At 46.4% G+C, this 20,421-nt stretch carries 21 protein-coding genes and 1 pseudogene; 18 read left to right on the top strand and 4 right to left on the bottom strand.

From position 1 onward, the window contains the following. Positions 1-84: 84 nt before the first annotated feature. From purE to A9E74_RS01150, 3 genes and pseudogenes are all read left to right on the top strand, one after another. A pseudogene (gene purE, locus A9E74_RS01140) lies at positions 85-578 on the top strand (5-(carboxyamino)imidazole ribonucleotide mutase). 14 nt (positions 579-592) lie between these two features. Beyond that, a complete protein-coding gene (locus A9E74_RS01145) occupies positions 593-1,723 on the top strand; it encodes a 5-(carboxyamino)imidazole ribonucleotide synthase (RefSeq protein ID WP_069294833.1) in 1,131 nt (376 codons plus the stop codon). Beyond that, positions 1,723-1,998, top strand: a complete 276-nt coding sequence (locus A9E74_RS01150; RefSeq protein ID WP_069294834.1) for an Rdx family protein — start codon at positions 1,723-1,725, stop codon at positions 1,996-1,998. The genes A9E74_RS01145 and A9E74_RS01150 overlap by 1 nt, the downstream gene beginning before the upstream one ends. Positions 1,999-2,049: 51 nt before the next feature. Here the strand turns inward: A9E74_RS01150 and topA are convergent, their stop codons facing one another. From topA to A9E74_RS01170, 4 genes are all read right to left on the bottom strand, one after another. Continuing rightward, a complete protein-coding gene (gene topA / locus A9E74_RS01155) occupies positions 2,050-4,332 on the bottom strand; it encodes a type I DNA topoisomerase (protein WP_069294835.1) in 2,283 nt (760 codons plus the stop codon). Positions 4,333-4,416: 84 nt separating this feature from the next. Beyond that, positions 4,417-4,884, bottom strand: a complete 468-nt coding sequence (locus A9E74_RS01160; RefSeq protein WP_069294836.1) for a Smg family protein — start codon at positions 4,882-4,884, stop codon at positions 4,417-4,419. A 23-nt stretch (positions 4,885-4,907) separates the two neighbouring features. After that, positions 4,908-6,029 carry a DNA-processing protein DprA gene (dprA, locus tag A9E74_RS01165; protein ID WP_084002798.1) on the bottom strand — a complete coding sequence of 374 codons (1,122 nt, stop codon included), beginning with the start codon at positions 6,027-6,029 and terminating at the stop codon, positions 4,908-4,910. A gap of 10 nt (positions 6,030-6,039) precedes the next feature. Beyond that, positions 6,040-7,071, bottom strand: a complete 1,032-nt coding sequence (locus A9E74_RS01170) for a LysM peptidoglycan-binding domain-containing protein (protein ID WP_084002799.1) — start codon at positions 7,069-7,071, stop codon at positions 6,040-6,042. A gap of 187 nt (positions 7,072-7,258) precedes the next feature. Between A9E74_RS01170 and A9E74_RS01175 the strand changes: the two genes are divergently transcribed. The 15 genes from A9E74_RS01175 to A9E74_RS01240 are packed head-to-tail and all read left to right on the top strand — an operon-like array spanning position 7,259 to position 20,413. Then, the gene (locus A9E74_RS01175) at positions 7,259-7,576 is read left to right on the top strand and encodes a c-type cytochrome (RefSeq protein ID WP_069294838.1); all 318 of its coding nucleotides are present in this window, start codon (positions 7,259-7,261) and stop codon (positions 7,574-7,576) included. Between the two features lie 39 nt (positions 7,577-7,615). After that, complete coding sequence (def, locus tag A9E74_RS01180; protein WP_069294839.1) at positions 7,616-8,119, top strand: peptide deformylase; 504 nt, start codon at positions 7,616-7,618, stop codon at positions 8,117-8,119. A gap of 8 nt (positions 8,120-8,127) precedes the next feature. After that, positions 8,128-9,060, top strand: a complete 933-nt coding sequence (gene fmt, locus A9E74_RS01185; protein WP_069294840.1) for a methionyl-tRNA formyltransferase — start codon at positions 8,128-8,130, stop codon at positions 9,058-9,060. Then, on the top strand, positions 9,044-10,360 hold the full coding sequence (rsmB, locus tag A9E74_RS01190; RefSeq protein ID WP_245651993.1) for a 16S rRNA (cytosine(967)-C(5))-methyltransferase RsmB: 1,317 nt from the start codon (positions 9,044-9,046) through the stop codon (positions 10,358-10,360). Before fmt ends, rsmB begins: the two co-directional genes overlap by 17 nt. Continuing rightward, a complete protein-coding gene (locus tag A9E74_RS01195) occupies positions 10,338-10,919 on the top strand; it encodes a DUF4390 domain-containing protein (RefSeq protein WP_245651994.1) in 582 nt (193 codons plus the stop codon). The genes rsmB and A9E74_RS01195 overlap by 23 nt, the downstream gene beginning before the upstream one ends. Next, entirely contained in the window at positions 10,904-13,063 is a 2,160-nt protein-coding gene (locus A9E74_RS01200; RefSeq protein ID WP_069294843.1) for a sensor histidine kinase, read from the top strand. Before A9E74_RS01195 ends, A9E74_RS01200 begins: the two co-directional genes overlap by 16 nt. Before the next feature lie 2 nt (positions 13,064-13,065). After that, complete coding sequence (locus A9E74_RS01205) at positions 13,066-14,340, top strand: sigma-54-dependent transcriptional regulator (RefSeq protein ID WP_069294844.1); 1,275 nt, start codon at positions 13,066-13,068, stop codon at positions 14,338-14,340. A 9-nt stretch (positions 14,341-14,349) separates the two neighbouring features. Next, entirely contained in the window at positions 14,350-15,723 is a 1,374-nt protein-coding gene (gene trkA, locus A9E74_RS01210) for a Trk system potassium transporter TrkA (protein WP_069294845.1), read from the top strand. Positions 15,724-15,761: 38 nt separating this feature from the next. Continuing rightward, complete coding sequence (locus A9E74_RS01215; protein ID WP_245651995.1) at positions 15,762-16,283, top strand: YqgE/AlgH family protein; 522 nt, start codon at positions 15,762-15,764, stop codon at positions 16,281-16,283. Next, complete coding sequence (gene ruvX / locus A9E74_RS01220; RefSeq protein WP_069294847.1) at positions 16,280-16,699, top strand: Holliday junction resolvase RuvX; 420 nt, start codon at positions 16,280-16,282, stop codon at positions 16,697-16,699. The genes A9E74_RS01215 and ruvX overlap by 4 nt, the downstream gene beginning before the upstream one ends. Beyond that, positions 16,696-17,226: a bifunctional pyr operon transcriptional regulator/uracil phosphoribosyltransferase PyrR gene (pyrR, locus tag A9E74_RS01225; RefSeq protein WP_069294848.1), complete on the top strand. Its 531-nt coding sequence runs from the start codon at positions 16,696-16,698 to the stop codon at positions 17,224-17,226. The genes ruvX and pyrR overlap by 4 nt, the downstream gene beginning before the upstream one ends. Further along, the gene (locus A9E74_RS01230; RefSeq protein WP_069294849.1) at positions 17,216-18,187 is read left to right on the top strand and encodes an aspartate carbamoyltransferase catalytic subunit; all 972 of its coding nucleotides are present in this window, start codon (positions 17,216-17,218) and stop codon (positions 18,185-18,187) included. Before pyrR ends, A9E74_RS01230 begins: the two co-directional genes overlap by 11 nt. Beyond that, a complete protein-coding gene (locus A9E74_RS01235) occupies positions 18,187-19,467 on the top strand; it encodes a dihydroorotase (protein WP_069294850.1) in 1,281 nt (426 codons plus the stop codon). The genes A9E74_RS01230 and A9E74_RS01235 overlap by 1 nt, the downstream gene beginning before the upstream one ends. Positions 19,468-19,487: 20 nt before the next feature. Next, positions 19,488-19,652 (top strand): DUF3012 domain-containing protein, encoded by a 165-nt coding sequence (locus A9E74_RS13965; RefSeq protein ID WP_084002800.1) that lies wholly within the window; start codon positions 19,488-19,490, stop codon positions 19,650-19,652. Next, entirely contained in the window at positions 19,640-20,413 is a 774-nt protein-coding gene (locus A9E74_RS01240) for an HAD family hydrolase (protein ID WP_245651996.1), read from the top strand. The genes A9E74_RS13965 and A9E74_RS01240 overlap by 13 nt, the downstream gene beginning before the upstream one ends. Positions 20,414-20,421: the final 8 nt, after the last annotated feature.

Consider the following 20,421-nt stretch of genomic DNA (forward strand, 5'->3'; position numbering starts at 1 on the left):
ACCGTGCTATCAGCAGTAAATTTTCCTATTTTCAATAAAATAGCTAAAATGCACTGCTTTTCTGACAATACAATCGGACTAACAATGGACAAACCACTGGTAGGTGTAGTGATGGGCAGCAATAGTGACTGGCCTGTCATGCAAAAAGCCGTCGAGCAACTTGAAGCTTTCGGCGTAGCTATGAAACTCAAGTTGTCTCTGCCCACCGAACACCTGACCTGTTAACCGAGTACGCTAAAACGGCTAAAGCTAAAGGATTAAGCTGTATTATCGCTGGTGCCGGAGGTGCTGCTCATTTACCTGGCATGCTCGCTGCGAATACATTGGTACCGGTGCTTGGTGTACCAGTTCCCTCTCGCTACCTGAAAGGTCAGGATTCTTTATTATCCATCGTGCAAATGCCGAAGGGAATACCTGTGGCGACATTTGCCATTGGTGAAGCTGGTGCCGCCAACGCAGCCCTATTTGCTATTGCCCAGTTATCTATCCATGACAAAAAACTGGAAGCAAAACTTGAGCAGTTTCGTAAAAGTCAGCATCAGGCCGTTCTGGACATGACGCTGCCACCATTAGCATAAAACTGAGGACGTAAATGATCTTACCAGGTGCCACACTAGGAATGCTGGGCGGCGGCCAATTAGGTCGCATGTTTACCACCGCAGCTCAGACAATGGGTTATAAAGTCATTGTGCTGGATCCGGATAAAAACAGTCCAGCAGGCATTATTGCTGATCAACATATCTGTGCGGCTTATACCGATGAATCAGCCCTCGCCGAACTTGCCCAACTTTGTTCAGCGATCACTACCGAATTTGAAAACATTCCTGCCAGCACCTTGGCATTTCTTGAGCAACGCACTGTTGTTCATCCCTCATCAACGGCTTTGGCCAGCACGCAAAACCGTAATGTTGAAAAAAACTTTATTCGTGCTCAGGGCATCGCTACCGTGCCATTTGTCAAAATTAACTGCAGTGACGATATTGATAACCTCGGCAGTCAGATTTCTTTCCCGGCCATCCTGAAAGTAGCGACTTTTGGCTACGATGGAAAAGGTCAGATTGTTTGTGAAGATTTATCAGCCGTGTATGCAGCATTTGATGCAATGGGTCAAAAAGAATGTGTTCTGGAACAGCGTATTGATCTGGAACGTGAAATATCCGTTGTGTTGGCTCGTGGCCAGGATGGACAGATAACACCTTTCCCTGTTGCCGAAAATGTGCACATCAATGGCATCCTCCATTCGACCACTGTGCCGAGCATTGCGGCAGAATCACTTCAGCAAACGGCGATTGAAATGGCCAGTAAAATTGCTGAAGGCCTTGCATACGTTGGCACCATGGCAGTCGAATTTTTCGTCTCGAAACAAGGTGACATTATTGCTAATGAAATCGCACCGAGACCACATAATTCCGGCCATTACACCCTGGATGCTTGTCGCACATCACAATTTGAACAACAAGTAAGAATGCTTTGCGGTTTGCCCGCTGGAAATGCTGAGCTTATCTCGCCTGTTGTGATGATTAATTTATTAGGTGATGTGTGGGGCAATAGCCAGCCACACTGGAATAAACTGCTTACCCAGCCCGATATCAAGCTGCATTTATACGGAAAAAAAGAAGCACGTGCTGGTCGCAAAATGGGTCATTTTAATGTGCTTGCTGCTGAAACATCTCAAGCAATGGAGCTGGCCAGTCAAACTTTTGAAGCCATCAAAGCTGATTAATGCACAACATTACGATTACCTATTGCACACAATGCCGTTGGATGCTCAGAGCAGCTTGGATGGCCCAAGAATTACTCAGTACTTTTGATGGCGAGATTGCAGAATTAACGCTGAAACCGGGTACCGGCGGAGTGTTTGAAGTAACGGCGGATAGTGAGTTGGTTTGGTCAAGAAAACAGGAAGGTCGCTTCCCGGATATTACCGAGCTGAAACAACGTGTTCGTGATGTTATTGCTCCCGAGCAGGATTTAGGTCATTCCGATAAGAAAAAGTAATCGCTGAGTCTGAGAAGATAAAAAAGGGACGTTTTCACGTCCCTTTTTTTGTTATGCATCTTCCACTTTGACGCTGTAACCGCACTCTTTCTGCGGACAGACTTTTTCTGTGCCTTTACTCTTGGTGGTTTTGATACTCAAAATCGGCCAATTACAGTTAGGACACGGCTCGGCAACCGGCTCATTCCATATCGCATAATCACAGGTTGGGTATTCCGAACAGGAATAGAACACCTTGCCGCGTCGGGACTTACGGGTAAGGATCTCACCTTTTTTACATTTCGGGCATTCAACACCGGTTTTATCCGGCTGTTCCAATGATTCAATATGCTTGCATTTCGGATAGCTGCTGCAGCCGATGAATTTGCCATACTTTCCGGTACGTACCCAGAGATCTGATTCACATTTAGGACATTTACGACCTTCAACTACTTCAGGTTCACTTGCAGTAGTTTCTTCGCCATCAATGTTGCGTGTGTAATCGCATTCAGGGTAACCGGTACAACCGATAAATCGGCCACTTCGGCCCAACCGGCTGGATAATTTTTTGCCGCATTTTGGGCAGTCTTCATCCAACAGTTCTTGCGTCACATCGCTACGCTGAACTTCTTTATCCTTGGTTTCGACCTGTTCTTTAAACGGTCCCCAGAAATTACGTAATAAGGGGATCCATTCCGCCTCGCCGCGCGATACCGCATCCAGATCATCTTCCAATTTGGCGGTAAAGTCATAGTCCACATAGCGAGTAAAATGCTCAACCAGAAACTTGCCGACAACACGCCCGACATCGGTTGGATGAAAGCGTTTTGTAATTAACTCAACATATTCACGTTGCAACAGGGTGGAAATGATGCTGGCATAGGTTGATGGACGGCCAATATCATGCTCTTCAAGACTGCGGACCAGACTGGCTTCACTGTATCTCGGTGGTGGCTCAGTAAAATGCTGCTCAGGACGGATGGCAATTAAGTCGATAACTTCTCCGACTTCCATCGGCGGCAAAATAGTTTCGTCTTTATCACCTTTGGTATCGTCTTTACCTTCCAGATAAACACTCATAAAGCCAGGGTTAACTACGGTAGAACCGTTGGCACGGAAAGTATTTCCCTTGCCACAGCCCAAATCCACCGCGACGGTATTCAAAGTCGCGTGGATCATCTGACTGGCTAAAGTACGCTGCCATATCAGGTTATACAGTTTGTGTTGATCGGCAGATAAATACGCCTTCATTTCATCTGGCGTGCGCAACACTGAGGTTGGGCGGATCGCCTCATGCGCTTCTTGGGCATTTTTGGATTTGGTTTTATATTCCTGCGGCTTGCTCGGTACCGATTTAGCGCCATATCGCTGACCGATAAATATGCGGATCTCTTCGATCGCTTCTGCCGCCAGCGTGACCGAGTCGGTACGCATATAGGTGATTAAACCTTCTGCACCCTCGCCAGTATCGACACCTTCATATAACTGTTGAGCAACACTCATGGTGCGCTGTGCGCCAAAGCCTAATTTACGGGAAGCTTCCTGTTGCAATGTTGAAGTGGTGAATGGTGCAGCGGGATTACGTTTACGTTGTTTTTTCTCAACGTGAGTAACTAACAGTTTGCCTTCAGAAGCTTTATTTAATGTTTTAACGACTTCATCTGCCTGCTCAGTATGTTCAATACTGAACTGACTAAGTTTTTCATTTTTGTATTGGGTTAATTTTGCTTGAAACGGTATTTTCTCAGCTGCAGCATCAGCTTCGATGGTCCAATATTCTTGAGCTTTGAAAGCTTCAATTTCCAGTTCTCGCTCGACAATCATTCTAAGCGCTGGACTTTGTACCCTGCCCGCAGACAAGCCTCGACGAACTTTTTTCCATAACAGTGGCGAAAGGGTAAAGCCAACCAGATAATCGAGCGCTCGACGCGCTTGCTGAGCATTGACCAAATCCATCGACAGTTCGCGTGGATTCGCTACCGCATCATTGACGGCTTGTTTGGTGATCTCGTGGAAAACAACACGAAAGGTTTCTTTATCTTTTAATACGCCTTTCTTTTTTAATAACTCATACAAATGCCAGGAGATAGCCTCTCCCTCACGATCCGGATCCGTTGCCAGATAGAGCGTGTCGGCTTTCTTCATCGCTTTAGCAATCGCTTCAACATGTTTACTGTTGCGATCGATAATCTGATATTTCATTGCAAAATCATTCGACGGGTCGACTGCACCTTCTTTAGGCAGTAAATCCCGGACATGACCATAAGATGCCAAGACTTCTACATCTTTGCCCAGATATTTTTTGATGGTCTTGGCCTTGGCCGGTGACTCAACAATGACGAGTTTTTTTCCCATAAAATCCTGTACCAAAAATAGACGCTCTAAATAACACTGCCCGTGTAAAACGGGCAGTGTTATGCATAATAAGAGCGGTCAAATTCAGTGAATAACCGCTTCCAAATCTTCAAACACTAAATCTTCCATCCAGGCATAAGCGACTTCCCTGCCCGGTTGGTAGAACAGCACCATGAGCACGACCCATTTAAGCTGTTCCAGATCAATTTCTTCACTATCCAAGGCCAACACACGCTCAATAACAACTTCGCGGGTTTCGACATCCAAAACACCAACCTGTTCCAGAAACAATAAATAGCCACGACAATGAATATCGAGACGCTCTATTTCACTGTCACTGAAAACACGGATATGTGTATTGGGAATGTCTGTCTGCGGTGCCACCACAGTCATGTTGTCAAGCCAATCAAGTGCTTTGTGTATCTCTAATTCCTGAAAGCCTACCTGCTCTAATTCAAGTTCCAGGACATCTTTATCAGGTTGGCTGCTATCTTCAGTATCGATATAGTTTTCGAACAGATAGAGCAACACATCAATTACATTTTCTTTCATCGGCTTCTCTATTGTGGGCCCGATCAGGTTCCGGTTCTGACGTATCGTCCTCCGGGCAATGATGCAACCTGACCTTGCAGCTCCAGTAATAACAGCATGGATGAAACGGCATCAACCGTCAATCCGCTTTTGTCAATAAGTATATCGATGTGGATAGGGTCATAACCCAAAAACTCAAACAGTTGCTGATAATCTTCATCAAATTCCGCTGCCCCGGCAACCTCTTCTGCTTGATCAATATTTTGATCAGTTTGCGGTATCACTCCAGCCAAGGCCCCAAGCTCTTCGATAATGTCATTTGCCGTTTCAACCAGCTTGGCTCCTTCCCGTATCAATTGATGACAGCCTCGAGATAACGGGTTATGAATGGAACCAGGAATAGCAAAAACTTCCCGGCCTTGTTCCATCGCCATTCTTGCCGTTATCAATGATCCGCTTTTTACGGCGGCCTCAACCACCAGCGTGCCTAAACTTAATCCACTGATAATGCGATTACGGCGGGGAAAATTTTCAGCTTTAGGAGACGTACCAAGCGGAAACTCAGAAACAATGGCTCCATTCTCAGCGATATGATGTGCCAAGTCACGATGTGCAGCCGGATACACTCGATCCAATCCGGTACCAATCACGGCAATGGTTCTACCCGATGCAGCTAAAGCGCCTTTATGTGCTGCTGCGTCAATTCCAGTGGCTAATCCACTGGTAATCACGATATCGCCCTGCACCAAATAGCGGGCGAACTCAAATGCACTATCACGTCCAGATGCTGATGGATTTCGACTGCCGACAATAGCCAACTGCCACTTACTGAGTAAGGTGACATCACCTTGCACAAACAATAATGCAGGAGGATCCGCTATCTGCTTTAACAACTCTGGATAAGATGGGTGCTGCTGATCAATGACGTGGCGGTTATCTGCCGATAACCATTCAAGATCCCGCTCTACCTGATCCCAGTCAGGAGATTGCAATAACTTTAGAACTGTCTGATCAATACCTTTTAACAGTCGGGTTTCACGGAAAATATCTGCTGGGTGATGAACCTGATTTACCAGCTTATTAAAGGTTACTGGCCCGACACCGGGAATGCGCTGTAAGGCCAGATGACATGCTAAGAACAGTTGCGAATCAGAGAATCTATGCAAGCTGTTTCCTTTATTCTGCAGAACGCACCTTGTCAAACAGATGCATGGAGGTTGTCGCTTTCATCACGATGGCATAGCTTACTTTGTCATAAAGCTTGAATACCATAGCTTCACCGGCATGCTCATCAGGTAATGTTACTGTCGCTTTTCGATCAGCACTGACCGTGTCTCGAATAGTTTTTCCGGCTTTATAAACCGACAGAACATGGCCACTTTCCAGACCATCGCGAGTGCCCAGGTTTAACACCACTATTTGATATTGTCCGACTTGCGAGACGCCATCAAAAACCGAAATAATCATGCCTTCCATCGGCTGGGAAGGAGCTCTTGGAAAGAAGTTGAGTTCAAAATCTTCTTCTTCAATGGCTAATAATCTATCACCTACCATGACTTCACGATCGGTATAGGTTAAATCCAGAGTGGAGATTTCTCCCGGTTGTTTTATTACTCCATCGCCAGAGTAGATTGCCTCCACACCCAGCTCTTCACCGGTGTTAGGATCAAAATAAATCTTCCCGCCGCGAAACACACTAAACTCAGTATCATCCGGATCGGTGATACCCCGCACATACACATAATCACCCGCACCGGATAGCAACCTTTCATCTGCTGTCGAGACTACATAAGGGGCCGCATCCAATACCTCTGTTCCTACCACCCGCGGTTTGGTTAAAAACGGACGAATAATTGATAAGGGAATGGTGTGGATTGCTTCATCCATTCTGATTTCACGCATTTCAGGCGAAAGCTTGAAAGTCTGCTGGCCACGATTTAACTCTAGTACTGGTCGACCATCACGGTAGACCAACGTTAATTCATCGCCGGGAAAGATAAGGTGGGGATTTTCGACTTGTGGGTTGACCTGCCATATTTCAGGCCAATGCCAGGGATATTGGAGAAATTTTGCTGATATATCCCAAAGCGTATCGCCTTTGACCACCACATAACGTTCAGGATGGTTTGGATTAAGGGCTACCTGGTTTGCCAACAACGTAGAACTCATCAAAAGGGCCATTAAACCCAAGCAGATGTGACGCATCATCATAAAATCCTCATGGACGCTTACAGGGCAGCCATATCCCTGGACAGACAGCAACGGCTCATAGTGTCTAATAAGCGTTTGCACTAATCAAGTAATCAGGCAACAAACTTGGTTTATAATGTGTCGATATCTCGACTGGTTAAACTTTTTCTGCCTGACAAGGCCAGCCATATTGACGGAGTACAAGATGAAATTAACGGCCTGCATTATCCTTGGTTTTACTGTAAGTAGTATGAGTGCATTAGTCAGTGCAGCAGGTGATGTATCCGCGGGTAAAGCTAAATCAGCCGTATGCGCAACCTGTCATGGTGCCGATGGAATTGCAATTATGCCGGTTTATCCTAATCTCGCCGGACAGAATGCTGAGTATTTAGAGTCAGCACTCAAAGCCTACCGTGATAAACAGCGTCAAGGTGGTATGGCGGCTATTATGCAGATGCAGGCTACAAACTTATCAGATGAAGATATTGCAAACCTTGCCGCTTACTACGCAAGTTTGAACTAACAAAAACTGCTGCTTCATTGATTCATTGCAGGTATTAACATGGCTTTATTAAATATATTGCATTTCCCCGATCCCCGGCTGCGCCAGAAAGCCTTGCCGATAAAGAAGGTTGATGACGACATTCGGCAGCTGGCTCACGACATGCTGGAAACCATGTACGATGCTCCGGGCATTGGTCTGGCGGCAACTCAGGTCAACGAACAAAAACGTTTAATCGTCATTGATGTTTCAGAAGAAAAAGACAGCCCGTTGTTTCTAATCAACCCGGAATTACTGGTCACAGAAGGTGAACGTGATTTCGAAGAAGGCTGCCTGTCTGTTCCAGAAGCTTATGAGATGGTTACCCGTGCCGATAAGATTCGCGTTCGCGCATTAAATCTGCAAGGTGAACTGTTTGAAATGGAGGCGGACGGCATTTTGGCTACCTGCATTCAGCATGAAATGGATCACCTGGAAGGCAAGTTATTTGTTGATTATTTAAGTAATCTCAAACGTCAACGCATCAAAAAACGGCTGGAGAAACACCAGAAACAAAAACTATAAGGATATCCATGCGCATCATTTTTGCCGGCACCCCTGACTTTGCTGCAACCACGCTGGCTGCTTTACTGACGACTGAACATGAAATCTGCGCAGTCTATTCACAACCGGATCGACCTGCTGGTCGTGGTCGTAAACTGACCGCCAGCCCGGTAAAACAACTCGCGTTACAACATCATATTACTGTTGAACAACCGCTCAATTTCAAACAAGAAACCGATAGGGAAAAACTTGCCCGTTATCAGGCTGATTTAATGATTGTGGTGGCTTATGGCCTGTTGCTGCCACAAATTGTTTTAGACACTCCTCGATTAGGCTGTATCAATGTTCACGCCTCTTTGTTACCACGCTGGCGCGGTGCAGCGCCGATTCAACGTGCAATTCTGGCTGGAGACAGTAAAACCGGGATTTGTATTATGCAAATGGAAGCCGGACTCGATACCGGCCCCGTTCTGCAGCGCGCGGAAATACCCATCGAAGCTACCGATACCGGTGAGCAACTGCACGATAAACTTGCCAAACTCGGAGCAGATACGCTACTTGAAACTCTGAATAATTTTGAGCAATTACAAGCTAAAGCCAGCCCGCAAAATGATGCTGAAAGTTGTTATGCTGCAAAATTACAAAAAGCCGAAGCCAACATCGACTGGTTACAATCTGCTCTGCAAATCGATCGCCAAATCCGTGCATTTAATTCCTGGCCGGTGGCCCAAACACTCTGGCAAGACAAAATGCTGAGAATCTGGAACGCTGCCATGATTGACCATCACGATCCAAAGGCAATACCTGGCACGATTATCCAGATCGATCGTGATGGAATTGATATTGCTACTGGAGACGGAGTCATCCGAGTATTAACGCTCCAGGCTCCGGGGAAAAAAGCCATGCCGGTCAGAGACTTTCTCAATGCTCATGTCTTAAAAGCCGGTGATCATTTTGGCTAAAAGTAAAACCTTATGTGCACGTAGTGCAGCTGCCTTGGTCATTCAGCGAGTCACTCAGGGTCAATCGTTAAATACTGCTTTTGTGGATATCAGCAAGCGTTTGGATGAATCTCAACGCAGCCTATTTCAACAGCTCAGTTATGGTGTGGTTCGCTGGTATCCCACGCTTGAGTTCATAGGCAAGCAATTACTGTCCAAACCACTAAAGACTAAAGACGGAGATGTTTTTGCCTTATTGCTGATGGGCATCTATCAACTGCGCTCGTTGCGAATTCCAGATCATGCAGCATTGTCTGAAACCGTTAACGCCAGCAAACTGCTCAACAAACAGTGGGCCAGCGGATTAATCAATGCCTGTCTGCGTAATTATCAGCGTCAACAAGATGTACTGGAAAAATCCGTTAAACAACAGCTAGTCAGCAACTTTGCTCACCCAGCCTGGTTGATTGAAAAATACCAAAGCGATTGGCCGGATCACTGGCAGCAGATTTTGGAGGCTAATAACCAGCAGCCGCCAATGATGCTGCGAGTCAATCGCCGAGAATATTCACAAACAGAGTATTTGGAATTATTAGCAGCGGCCAACATCGCCGCCTCAGCGATTGAAAATTGTGCTCAAGGCATTTTATTGGAACAAGCCTGTGATGTTTTTAGCTTGCCGGGATTTGTCGATGGTGCCGTATCGGTCCAGGATGGTGCTGCGCAACAAGTTGTTGATTTACTTGATTTACAGCAAGGGCTGCGCATTTTAGACGCTTGTGCAGCTCCCGGCGGAAAAACCTGTCATATTCTGGAAAGATTTCCGACCAACCATGTGACGGCGCTTGATATCAGTGATGAGCGGCTTAAACAGGTCGACGAAAACCTGTCTCGATTACATTTGAGTGCAACTTGTTTGGCAGCAGATGCCAGCGACACACAAAACTGGTGGAATGGTGAGCAATTTGACCGTATATTGATCGATGCGCCGTGCAGCGGCAGTGGAGTCATTCGTCGGCATCCGGATATCAAGCTGCTCAGAAAGCATGAGGATATCCAGCAATTAGCACGACAACAACAAGATTTACTGGATAAATTGTGGCCATTACTGAAACCCGATGGCTTGCTGGTTTATACCACCTGCTCTGCATTTAAGCAGGAAAACGAATTACAGATAGAAGCATTTTTGTTACGTCAGCCTGATGCGATGGAGCATATTCCAGCGATGGCTCCAGCACGAAGAGCAGGCTTCGGCTATCAATTGCTACCGGGAGATAACGATCTGGATGGTTTCTATTATGCCTGCTTACGTCACCGTTAAACGTCTACTGACGTCTATTGTATTTGTGTTTGTATCGGTACAAACCGTTCAGGCAGAATCGTTTTACATAGCTGATGCACACACCTCTCCCGCCGGCAATGGCTATTTACTGAATGCCGAAATTAATTACCCACTAAACGCTCGGGTAAAAGAAGCGCTCTATAACGGCGTACCCATCACCTTTGTTCAGGAAATTCAACTCATTCGGGTTTACCCGGTGCTGGGTGAATGGTGGCAATGGCGCAACAATATCTGGTCAACTGAAATACGTTATGTGTTGCGTTACCACGATCTGTCGCAACAGTATTTATTACATTCCATGGCAACTAAAACCCATCGTAATTTTCCTACGATGGAGGGCGCATTAAATGCTATGGGAGAGATAAAAGATTTAAGTCTGCCACCCCAACATACTCTTGAAACCGATAACCTAATTCTAAGATTTCGCAGTCAACTTGATTTGAATGCCCTTCCATCACCGATGCGTCCAGGGGCCTTTTTGTCCAGTAAGTGGGACTTAGCCAGCGACTGGTATGAGGTGGCATGGCCTTCCAATTAATTAGAGGACTAAGTAGCGGGACCGCACCGTATTTTTCACTGGCCTTATTATTACTTGTTCTGGCCTATCTACTTAGTGCGGCGACCCAGGATACTTCCAGACTGAGCGATTTATTTCTCTATATCTTCGGACTAGGGCTGGTATGTCTGTTACTGCTGGCCATCATTCTTGGCCGAGGCTTATACCGGCTTTATCGCGATTTTAAACGCAAAGCACCTGGTTCTCGACTCACACTGAAACTGGTCAGTTTATTTGTCTTATTGATCGTTGGCTCCACCAGCATTGTTTACGGATTCTCTGTTCACTTTCTGCAACGAGGCATCAACAGTTGGTTCGATGTAAAAGTGGAGCAGGCGTTAGAAGATTCGCTGGAATTAAGTCGTAATGCCTTTGGTATCCGCATGCGCACATTATTGAGGCAGACCCGAATGATGGCTGGCGTATTGTCGGAATTACCGGATGCACGCCTTTCCCATAGTTTGCGAGAACTGACACAGTTAAGTGGCGCGCTGGAAATCACTATTTGGAATACTAATGGACAACTCGTGGTTTCCAGCATCGAAAATCCCGCTATTTTTATTCCTGAAGCACCGGATGATTCCATCGTTCGTCGCTTGCTTCAGGGAGAAGACTATATTGGTCTGGACCCGGCCGCGAATGATGAGCTGGAATTAAGTGCTGCAGTGATGTTACCCCGTAAATCAATACTGGCAGAAGAACGGTATCTCCATGTGTCTTTTCCGGTTAATGATCATTTGAGCTCTCTGGGTAAAAATGTTCAGGATGCTTATACCGACTACAAAGAATTGAGTTATTTACGCAAACCATTGGTCACCATCTTTACCTTAACTTTAAGTCTGATCGTGTTCCTGACCATGCTGGCATCTATCTGGTTTGCGGTTTGGATTTCCCGGCGCATGGTTCAGCCGTTACAAGAGCTGGCTGCCGGTACGCAGGCGGTTGCTTCCGGTAACTACAATATGCAACTTACCGCTTCGGGGCACGATGAAATCGGCTTTCTGGTGCGCTCATTCAATCAGATGACACAACGTCTTACTCAAGCCCGAAACGCCTCGGACAGAAGTCATCGGTTACTTGAACAACAAACCAGCTATCTAACCACCGTACTTGGCAGTTTATCCAGTGGTGTCATTACCATTGATAACGATCTGTATCTTCGAACAGCGAATGTTGCCAGTAGCAAGATCCTTGGTGTTAATCTGCAGCAACGTTTGGAAAGCTCTTTGGATTCTTTAGGAAAGCTCAACGATAATTTGCATAGCTTTTCCTTATTAATCCAAAACTACACCTTCAAAGCTGTTGCCTGGCAACAGCAGATTGAACTGCAGCAAACCAAAGGGCGACAAACGCTGATGTGCCATGGCACGCCTTTACCGGCCGAAACTGGCTGGGTCATCGTGTTTGACGACATCACCACATTGCTTCAGGCACAACGAAATGCGGCATGGGGTGAAGTAGCACGCCGGTTAGCGCATGAAATTAAAAACCCGTTAACGCCAATCCAGCTATCGGCTGAACGTTTACAACATAAATATGCTTCGTTGGTACCACCTGATCAAACCGAAACACTACAAAAGCTCACCGATACGATTGTGCAGCAAGTTGAAGCAATGAAAGATATGGTCAACGAGTTTTCCGACTATGCCCGTAGCCCTGGATTACAACTGGAAAAGGTGTCGATTGGCCAATTACTCCGTGAAGTTTTGACCTTGTATCAAAGTCATGCCAACCATCAGTTCACCTTATTAAACAGTCCGGCTGAAATTCGTGTCAATGTTGATAAAAACCGGATGCGACAGGTATTCCACAATTTGTTGAAAAACGCTATCGAAGCCAGCGAAGAAGCAAATAAATCCGTTGATATAGTGATCAGTTACCACTTAATAATGCAGCAACATTTACCGTGGTTGGAAATCATCATTAACGATCATGGGCCGGGCTTCCCAAAAGACATGGTGGACAAACTGTTTGAGCCCTATGCCACCACCAAAATCAAAGGCACCGGATTGGGCTTGGCAATAGTCAAAAAAATTATCGAAGAACATGGCGGGGACGTTTGGGCAGAAAACCTTAACCCCGACGGAGCAGGTATAATAATTCGGCTACCACTGGAGGAAGATTAGGCGTGAGTACTGAAAAACCACTTATTTTAGTTGTAGATGATGAACCGGATATCCGGGAGCTCATTAAAGACATTCTCGAAGATGAAGCCTACAGGGTAGTCACCGCGAGTAATGGAGAAGAAGCACGGCTGGTTTTTACCCAGCAACAACCGCAACTAGTGTTGCTAGATATCTGGATGCCTGATGTTGACGGTATCAGCCTGCTCAAAGAATTCAAGCAACAAAATCCTGGTGTTACCATCGTTATGATGTCTGGACATGGCACTATCGAAACTGCCGTGGAAGCCACCCGTTCCGGTGCCAGTGATTTTATTGAAAAACCGTTATCGATGGCGAAATTACTTCGCGCCGTGGAATTAGCCATAGAAAACCGCGCTAAACAAGCAGCCCAACGCCATGAGTTTGCTTTGGAACCTGTTGGCAAAAGCCCAAAAATGGCACAACTTCGTGAACAGGCTGAACGAGTTGCCGGTCATGAAATGCCGATTTTACTGATTGGTGAAGGCGGTACAGGTAAACACTGCTTTGCTTATTATCTGCATCGACTGGGTTTATACAACAGCGGTAAGTTTATTGAAGTCAGCCCTGAGAGTTTCCCGCTTGATAGTCATAAACTAGTTTCTCTGGCCCAAAACAACACCCTTTACATCAATGATGTCGCCTTGCTCAGTGATGAAGCTCAAGCTTTGCTGCAACATCTCTTGGAAAGCGGTCGCCTCAAAGAATGTCAGTTGATTTGCGCTACCCAACTTGGCTTAGACAAAGTGATTGCCCGCGGTGACTTCAGTGAAGGTTTGTTTTATCAACTGAATACCATCACGCTGCAATTACCGGCTCTGCGCGATCATGTTGAAGACATCCCTGAACTGGTGCATTTCTTTGTCGATCAGCAAACCACACAGGCCGATCTGCCTTATCGTCGTTTTACTGTGGCAGCCCAGAATCGTCTGCGAAATTATGCTTGGCCAGGCAATGTGCTGGAACTGAAAAATGTTATCCAGCGACTATTGGTGCTCGGCGATTCAGATGATATTGATGTTGAGGATGTAGAATCCGCCCTGCAAGCCGAGCAGCCCCCCCAGGCCGATGATGTAACCGGTATCAATTTTGATCAACCGTTACGTGAAGCACGCGAACAGTTTGAACGAATTTATTTGCTGCAAAAATTACAGGAAACCGATGGTAATGTAGGTAAGGCCGCTAAATTAGCGGGGATGGAACGCACCCATCTATACCGGAAACTGCGGGCGCTAGGCATTGATAGTAAACAAGTTTAAGGATTTGCAATGAAGATTCTCATTCTCGGTGCCGGTCAAGTGGGTGCCTCAGTTGCTGCCACGCTGGCCCGTGAAGATGATGACATCACCTTAGTGGATACTGACGCCAATAGCCTGCTCAAACTCCAGGATCATTATGATATACGAACCATTCAAGGCCTAGCTTCACATCCGGATGTTCTGGCTCGGGCCGGAGCGGCTGACGCAGATCTGGTACTGGCAGTGACCAATAGCGATGAAACCAATATGGTTGCCTGTCAGATATGCCATACGCTTTACAACACCCCCACCAAAATTGCCCGGATTCGTGCACCGGAATATCTTGGAAAACCAGAACTATTCAACAACGATGCCTTTGCCATTGATGTATTAATTAGCCCTGAGCAATTGGTCACAGAATATATCGAAAGGCTAATCAGCCACCCCAATGCCCTGCAGGTACTGGATTTTGCCGACGGTTTGGTTCAATTAGTCGCAGTAAGAGCGTTTCATGGCGGACCGTTAGTCGGTAATCCGCTACGCGATTTGCGTAAACATATTCCTAAAACCGAAACCCGTGTGGCCGCAATCTTCCGTAATGGCAAAGCCATACTTCCGGAAGCCGAAACCGTCATTGAAGCCGATGATGAAGTGTTTTTTATCGCTGCCAGTAAAGATATTCGCTCGGTAATGGCTGAATTACGCCGCCTGGAAAAACCTTATAAACGCATTATGCTGGCCGGAGGTGGCAACATTGGTATCCGGTTGGCCAGGGCCCTGGAAAACGACTATCAGATAAAGATTATCGAAGCGAATAGCGCCCGGGCCGATTATCTATCGGAAGAATTATCTAAAAGTATTGTCTTGCTGGGCGATGTCGCTAACGAGGAGTTATTACTCGAAGAAGAAATCGACAATGTGGATATGTTCTGTGCTTTGACCAATGACGACGAAGCAAATATTTTGTCGGCTATGCTCGCCAAACGGCTTGGTGCCCGCAAAGTTTTATCATTAATCAATCGTGCCGCATATGTGGACCTTGTTGAAAGCGGTACCATCGATATTGCACTTTCACCACAGCAAGCGACTATCGGCAGCCTGCTCGCTCATATACGCCGTGGCGATATTGTAGCGGTACATTCATTGCGTCGCGGTGCAGCCGAAGCTTTGGAAGCCATTGCTCATGGCGATAAAGGCTCATCAATGGTAGTAGGCCGACGGATTGATGAAATCGATTTACCACCGGGCACCTCAATCGGTGCCATTGTCCGGGGTGACGAAGTTATCATCGCGCATCGAAATACCATGATCGAAGCTGAAGATCATGTCATTTTGTTTTTGACCAACAAGCGCTATATCAAGGAAGTAGAACGACTATTCCAGGTCGGATTTACGTTCTTTTAACGCTTATGACCTATCTCAAACACCATTTCCTCATTGCCATGCCCACGCTGATAGACAGTTTTTTCTATCACTCGGTGGTGTATCTGTGCGAACACGATGAAGATGGTGCGATGGGTCTAATCATTAACCGCCCCACCCGAATCATGATGCGAGAGCTGCTCAACCATCTGCAAATCACCAATAATTCCGAATGGGCTAATAACACAGCTGTCTTATTTGGTGGTCCAGTACAAAAAGACCAAGGCATGGTGGTACATGATGGCGGTGAACGCTGGAAAAATACCCTGAAGATTACCGATGAAACCTTTTTAACCACTTCTAGCGATATTTTAGAGTCATTAGGTACCGATAAAGGGCCACCAAATTCCATTGTTACTCTGGGTTATGCCGCTTGGGAAGCCGGTCAATTGGAGCAGGAAATTGCCGAAAACAGTTGGCTGACGGTTGCGGCAACCGCTGAACTGCTCTATCAAACCCGTGCAGAAGACCGGTGGCATGCTGCAGCAAAATTACTGGGCATCGACATCAATCTGATGTCTAATACCACAGGCCATGCATGAGTTCTGATAAAAACATTCTCGGCTTTGATTTTGGCATGAAATCCATTGGTGTGGCGGTTGGCCATCAATTAACAAACTCCTCCAGAGGCATTGCCGCCCTGTCCGCCCGGGATGGTATTCCAGACTGGGATAACATCGCTAAAATAATGGCCGAATGGCAACCTGGACTGATTGTTGTTGGCTTGCCGCTGAATATGGATGGCACAGAACAATTAATGACCGCTGCCGCGCGTAAATTTGGCAACCGCATGAACAATCGATTTAATATTCCGGTGGTCTGGCAGGATGAGCGTTTAACTACCTTTGAAGCGCTCGATCAAATGGGAATACGCAGTAAAATGCAGACCGATAAACGCAGTGATGTCGATAAACTCTCGGCTCAAATTATTCTTCAATCATGGTTGGACCAACAATGACAATGCCCAAAACTACAGCGGAAATTAATAACCTGCTCGAAGAAATGGCTGAAACCATACGCGAGGAACTTGCCGATAAAGATCCTCTGCTGGTGGGGATTCATACTGGTGGGGTATGGGTGGCAAAAGCTTTGCAGAATATTCTTGGAGAAGACTTTTTTGATGCGCCTCTGGGCACTTTGAACATCGCCTATTATCGCGACGACTTCACCCGTATCGGCATGCATCCACAAGTGTCTCCATCCGACCTGCCCTTTGAGGTTGATAATCGTCATTTGGTATTGGTAGACGATATTTTCTACAGCGGCCGAACCACACGAGCCGCTTTGAATGAGATTTTTGATTATGGGCGTCCGGCCAGTGTGACACTCGCGGTACTGATTGAGCGCGATGGCCGTGAATTACCTATTCGACCGGATATTGTCGGTGCCTCAGTGATATTGCCCCGTAACCAACATCTGAAATTACGTAATAAAGAGGGTTTGCAGTTGGAAATCCGCGCTGCAGGAGCGCCATATGCAGAGTAATCAACTGACAGAGAGTGGCCAGCTTCGGCATTTTCTGACAATTGAAGGTCTGAAACGCCCACTGTTAACCGAAATCATGGATCGAGCTGAGCAGTTTTCCAGCATCAGTCATCGCCAGGTAAAAAAAGTCCCGCTATTACGCGGTAAAACCATTATCAATCTGTTTTTTGAGAACAGTACACGCACCCGTTCTACCTTTGAGCTTGCGGCTAAACGCCTATCAGCGGATGTGATGAACTTTAATATCAGCACCTCTGCTACCTCCAAAGGCGAAAGCCTGCTCGATACACTGCATAACCTCGAAGCCATGCATACCGATATGTTTGTCGTTCGCCATGATCAGAGTGGTGCTGCCGAGTTTATTGCCCAGCATGTTGCACCTCATGTCAGTGTCATCAACGCTGGCGATGGCTGTCATGCACATCCTACCCAGGCGATGCTGGACATGTTTACCATTCGTCGCCATAAACAGGGCTTTGCCAACCTTAGGGTAGCTATCATCGGCGATCTTTTGCACTCGCGGGTTGCGCGTTCACAAATTCAGGCATTAGCGACGCTTGGCGTAGGTGAAATTAGGGTTATTGGGCCACAAACCTTATTACCTCGTGACAGCCATACATTAGGCGTGCATGTCTATCATGACATGGCTTCTGGCTTGAAAGACGTTGATGTAATCATCACGCTTCGTTTGCAACTGGAACGTATGCAAGGTGCATTACTACCCAGTGCTCGTGAATACTTTCGTTGTTACGGACTGACCGAAGAAAAGCTCAAATACGCCAAACCGGATGCCATTGTGATGCACCCAGGACCTATTAATCGCGGCGTTGAAATCGCCTCATCTGTTGCCGATGGACCGCAATCAGTTATCCTCGAGCAGGTCACTCACGGTATCGCTATTCGTATGGCCGTTATGTCGATGGCGCTAGCCAGCCAATCAGAACAGGCAGAGATTGAATAATGAAGATTTGTATTCAAAATGGTCGTGTCATTGATCCTGCCAGCCAGCTGGATGTTGATCACAATGTCTATATTGAAGATGGGCGGATTGTGGCTATAGCTGAAGATGTGGCTGGCTTTGATGCCGATATTGAAATCGACGCCTACAATAAAATCGTCTGTCCTGGACTCGTTGATCTGAGTGCCAGATTACGTGAACCCGGTCAGGAGCATACCGCGACTATTGAAAGTGAAACTCGTGCGGCAGCCGCTGGTGGTATTACCACATTGGCTGTTCCCCCCGATACTGATCCGGTTATTGATACACCAGCGGTAGTGGAATTAATTGAAGATCGGGCCAAAAAAGCTGGCCGAACGATGGTGCTTACCATCGGAGCACTGACACAAAAATTAAATGGTGAACTGCTAGCCGAGATGGCTGCACTAAAAGCGGCGGGTTGTGTCGGTGTCAGTAATGGTGTGTCCGAAATCAAAAATACCGTGGTTTGGCGTCGTGCACTTGAATATGCAGCCACGCTGGATTTAACCGTGTTTATTAACGCCGCCGATCCGTGGCTACAAAAACAAGGTTGTGTTCACGAAGGTACGGTCAGTGCCCGACTTGGGTTATCCGGTATCCCTGAAAGCGCCGAAACTATCGCGGTAAGTCGTGATTTGATTCTGATTGAACAAACCGGAGTACGCGCTCACTTTCATAGTTTATCAACAGGCAAAGCGGTCAAACTTATTCGTGAAGCACAAGAACGTGGCCTGCCAGTGACTGCTGATGTCAGTGCTCATCATCTACATCTTTGCGAACATGATCTAGGTAATTACGACAGTTTCAGTCATGTTATGCCGCCGTTGAGAGGTGTACGAGATCGCGAACAACTCAAACAAGGATTACGCGATGGCGTTATCCAAGCCGTCTCGTCTCATCATCAGCCATTGGATGCCGATGCCAAATTAGGTCCGTTTGCTGAGACAACACCAGGTCTTTCAGCACTGGAAACCTTGTTACCGTTGACACTAAAATTGGTAGAAGATGATGAAATCACCTTGCATCAAGCTATTGCAAGTTTGACCTGCCAACCAGCAGCGATTTTGGGCATCGATGCCGGACAACTTAAAGTCGGTGCCAGCGCCGATATCTGTATTATCGATGCGGATGTGCAATATGACTGTCAGCCTTCATCATTTATCAGTGCCGGAAAAAACAGTCCTTTTGGTGGATGGTTGTTTCAACATCAAGTCAGCCATACCCTGTTTCAGGGAAAAGTCGTTTATCAACGCTCGGCTTAATAACTTCTCGGAGTCATAAAATGAACACTCAGCGTTTTTTTGCTATTGCGTTTTTAACTGTGTTGTTTTCAGCCTGCACACCTGAAGTTGGTTCAGATGCCTGGTGTGTGCATATGAAAGAAAAACCGAAAGGTGACTGGACGGCTAATGAAGCGGGTGATTATGCAGAGCATTGCTTGCTTTAAAAGTCATGCAGACCCAGTTATTCGCGCTTGATTTTGATGGTGTTCTCTGTGATAGCGCGCTTGAAACAGGACTCAGTGGTTGGCAAGTGGCAAGCCAAATTTGGCCCGATATGCCAACACAAATGCCTGAGCAAATCCTCAGCGATTTTCGCGTTGTCAGACCGGTTATGGAAACGGGTTATGAGGCCATTTTAATTTGCCGATTGCTGTATGAGGGCACTCCATCAGATCTGCTAATTGATGACTTTCCCAAGCAGATAAATCTTATTCTGCTTCGGGAGAACCTAGCTGTCGCTGATTTAAAAAAGCAGTTTGGTGAATATCGGGATAACTGGATTAAAACCGATCTTGCCAGCTGGATAGAGATGAATCCACTTTATCCTGGTGTGAGAGAGTTTTTACAACAAATCCCATTGCAGCAGCGCTTTATCATTACCACCAAACAAGAGCGCTTTGTCATCGAGATCCTCTCAGCCAATCAGATAAATATCTTGCCGCAACAAATCTATGGTTTGGATCGTAAGCTGAAAAAACCTCAAATCCTCGAAGATCTACAACGTTTAAACCCAATCGCAACCATTTTGTTTGTTGAAGATCGGCTGCCGACGTTGCTGGATGTGATTCAAACGCCATCACTGTCAGCTATTAAGTTATTTTTTGCTAACTGGGGCTATAACACGTCAGCTGACAAAAAACAGGCAATGCATAATCCTCGCATCACCACACTGGAAACGCCCTCTTTACATAATTTGACACATTGATGGGATAA

This window comes from Methylophaga muralis, assembly GCF_001720165.1.
Lineage (GTDB): Bacteria > Pseudomonadota > Gammaproteobacteria > Nitrosococcales > Methylophagaceae > Methylophaga > Methylophaga muralis.